Raw genomic sequence first — 3,091 nt, forward strand, 5'->3', positions numbered from 1 at the left:
GCTGCGGCGCCAGGCCGAGGCCGGCCTCGAGCTGCGCCTGCGGCAGCACGGGCCGTGCGAGGGCTTCACCGAGCAGAGCTACCGCGACCGCCTGGCGTTCGAGCTCGACGTGATCGTCGGGATGAAGTTCCCCGGCTACTTCCTGATCGTGTCCGACTTCATCAAGTGGGCCAAGGACCACGACATCCCCGTCGGCCCCGGCCGCGGCTCGGGCGCGGGCTCGCTCGTCGCCTACGCGCTCCTGATCACCGACCTCGACCCGCTGCGGTTCGGCCTGCTGTTCGAGCGCTTCCTCAACCCCGAGCGCGTCTCGATGCCGGACTTCGACATCGACTTCTGCGTCGAGGGGCGCGAGCGCGTGATCCAGTACGTGCAGGAGCGCTACGGCCACGAGCAGGTGGCGCAGATCATCACCTTCGGTACGCTACAGGCGCGCGGCGTGCTGCGCGACGTCGGCCGCGTGCTCGAGATGCCCTACGGGCAGGTCGACAAGCTGACCAAGCTCGTGCCGCAGAACCCGGCCAACCCGGTGACGCTGGTCCAGGCGATCGAGGGCGAGCCCAAGCTGCAGCAGGCGATGGAGGAAGAGCCGGTCGTCGCCCGGCTCATGGAGATCGCCAAGAAGCTCGAGGGCCTGCATCGCCACGCCTCGACCCACGCGGCCGGCGTCGTCATCGGCGACCGGCCCCTGGAGCAGCTGGTGCCGCTCTACCGCGACCCGAAGACCGGGATGCGCGTGACCCAGTTCAACATGAAGTGGGTCGAGGCCGCGGGCCTCGTGAAGTTCGACTTTTTGGGCCTCAAGACGCTCACCATGCTGCGGTGCTGCACCGACCTGTTGGCGCAGCGCGGTGTGATCGTCGACCTCGCGGCACTGCCGCTGGACGACGAGAAGACCTACGCGCCGATGGGCCGTGGCGAGACGGTCGGCGTGTTCCAGGTGGAATCGGCCGGCATGCGAAAAGCGCTCTGCGAGATGCAGGCCGACCGCTTCGAGGACATCATCGCGCTGGTCGCCCTCTATCGGCCGGGCCCGATGGCCAACATCCCGGTCTATTGCGAGCGCAAGCTCGGGCGCGACGCCGGCAACGAGGCGACGTGGTATCCGCACCCCAAGCTGGAGCCGGCGCTGAAGGAGACCTTCGGAATCATCGTCTACCAGGAGCAGGTGATGGAGATCGCCAAGCTCCTGGCCGGCTACTCGCTGGGCGAGGCCGACATGCTCCGGCGCGCCATGGGCAAGAAGATCCGCGCGGAGATGGACGCCCAGCGCGAGCGCTTCGTGAAGGGCTGCATCGAGGGTGGGCTGACCAAGCCCAAGGCCAACGAGATCTTCGACCTGCTGGCGAAGTTCGCCGATTACGGCTTCAACAAGAGCCACGCGGCCGCCTACGCCCTGCTGACCTACCAGACCGCCTACCTGAAGGCGAACTATCCGGTCGAGTTCCTCGCCGCCGCGATGAACCTCGACATGGACAACACTGACAAGCTCGCCGAATTCCGGCAGGATGCGCAGCGCCTCAAGATCGTCGTCGAGCCGCCCTCGATCAACACGTCCGGCGTCACCATCGAGGTGCATGAGGGCCGCATCCGCTACGCGCTGGCCGCGATCAAGGGCGTCGGCCGCGAGGCGGTGAAGTCGATCGTCGAGGCGCGCGGCGAGCGGCCGTTCGAGGACCTCGCCTGCTTCGCCCGCCGGCTCAACCCGCGTCACGTCAACAAGCGCACCCTGGAGAGCCTGGTGGCGGCCGGGGCCATGGACGGCATCGAGCTGGATCGCGCCCGGGCGTGCGCCGCGGTCGAGCCGATGATGAAGCTCGCCCAGGGCGCGGCCGAGGCGGAGACCGCCGGCATCAGTGACATGTTCGGCGGCGTCACCTCCACCGACGTGAGCCTGCGCATCCCGGCCTACGAGGGCTGGCCGATGGCCGAGAAACTGAAGCGCGAATACGAGGCGATCGGCTTCTTCGTCTCGGGCCATCCCCTCGACGAGTATCAGGACCTGCTGGGCAAGCTCCGGGTGCAGAGCTGGGCGGAGTTCTGCCGCTCGGTCCGCGCCGGCACGTCGAGCGTCGGCAAGGTCGCCGCCTCGGTGCTCGATCGCTCGGAGCGCCGCACCAAGACCGGGAACAAGCTCGGCATCGTCACGCTCTCGGACCAGACCGGGCATTTCGAGGCGATCATCTTCTCCGAAGGCCTCGGACATTACCGCGAGATCCTGGAGCCGGGCCAGCCGCTGGTGCTGCAGCTCCAGGCCAACCTCGAAGGCGAGGACGTTCGCGCGCGGATCCTGGCCGCCGAACCCCTCGACGCTGCGGTGGCCCGTTACCAGAAGGGCATGCGGATCTACCTGCGCGACGAGGGTCCGATCGGCGCCGTGCAGCAGCGCCTCGCCATGCGCGGGGAGGGCGAGGTCTCGCTCATCCTGCTCCTCGACGGCGGCGGGCGCGAGGTCGAGATCAAGCTGCGCGACAAGTACCAGGCCACCCCGCAGATCGCCGGGATGCTGCGCGCGGTGCCGGGCGTGGTGCAGGTCGAGGTGAACTGAACCGCGCCGCCACTGGCGTCGCGTTCACGATCCGCAAACCACGTTCGACGGGAATCGCCCGGACACCCGGCCGGGGTGCGCTGGCGCAACTTCGTCAAAACCAAGCGATCCTACACAGCCTCGCTTAACCAAGCGGGACAGGGTCGATGCGGACGAAGGTGGTGCTGGCGCTGACGGTGGTCGTCTACCTGACGACGGGCCGGGCTCCGGGCTTGCGCGAGCTGCGCAACCCGGATGCGGAGCATGGCGGCGGGCGCGTCACCATCGCGCTCAAGCGCACCTGGGTCTGAGGAGGCGCCGCGACGCTCGACGTCGGTCGGAACGAAAAAAGGGCTCCTCCCATCCGCCGCGGCGGCATGGGAGGAGCCCTTTTTGCTGCGCGGGCTTCGCGAACGAAGCCCGCACCGACGTCGATGTCAGTACTTGCGGACGAGGGGGGTCGGCGCGGGGGCCGGGGCTGCGACCGAGTAGAGCGGCGCGATCAGGCGGATGAAGCCGTCGGTGGAGTAGTTGTCGCGGGTGCGGCCGTCGAAGGTGGCGTAG

The 3,091-nt window shown here is 68.6% G+C and carries 2 protein-coding genes and 1 pseudogene; 2 read left to right on the plus strand and 1 reads right to left on the minus strand.

The features are described 5' to 3' along the window. Together dnaE and FV222_RS29925 are read left to right on the plus strand one after the other, a co-directional pair. On the plus strand, nucleotides 1-2,548 hold a 2,548-nt coding region (gene dnaE / locus FV222_RS21460; protein WP_147815596.1), incomplete at its 5' end, for a DNA polymerase III subunit alpha. Nucleotides 2,549-2,694: 146 nt separating this feature from the next. Then, the gene (locus FV222_RS29925) at nucleotides 2,695-2,838 is read left to right on the plus strand and encodes a hypothetical protein (RefSeq protein WP_187275110.1); all 144 of its coding nucleotides are present in this window, start codon (nucleotides 2,695-2,697) and stop codon (nucleotides 2,836-2,838) included. A gap of 126 nt (nucleotides 2,839-2,964) precedes the next feature. Here the strand turns inward: FV222_RS29925 and FV222_RS31425 are convergent. Next, nucleotides 2,965-3,091: pseudogene (locus FV222_RS31425) on the minus strand (transporter); the annotation flags it as partial.

Origin of the sequence: Methylobacterium sp. WL103, from assembly GCF_008039885.1 — a bacterium.
Lineage (GTDB): Bacteria > Pseudomonadota > Alphaproteobacteria > Rhizobiales > Beijerinckiaceae > Methylobacterium > Methylobacterium cerastii.

Coding starts and splice junctions, on each gene's coding strand:
- FV222_RS29925 (WP_187275110.1), top strand. CDS start 2,695: ATGCGGACGAAGGTGGTGCTGGCGCTGACGGTGGTCGTCTACCTGACG.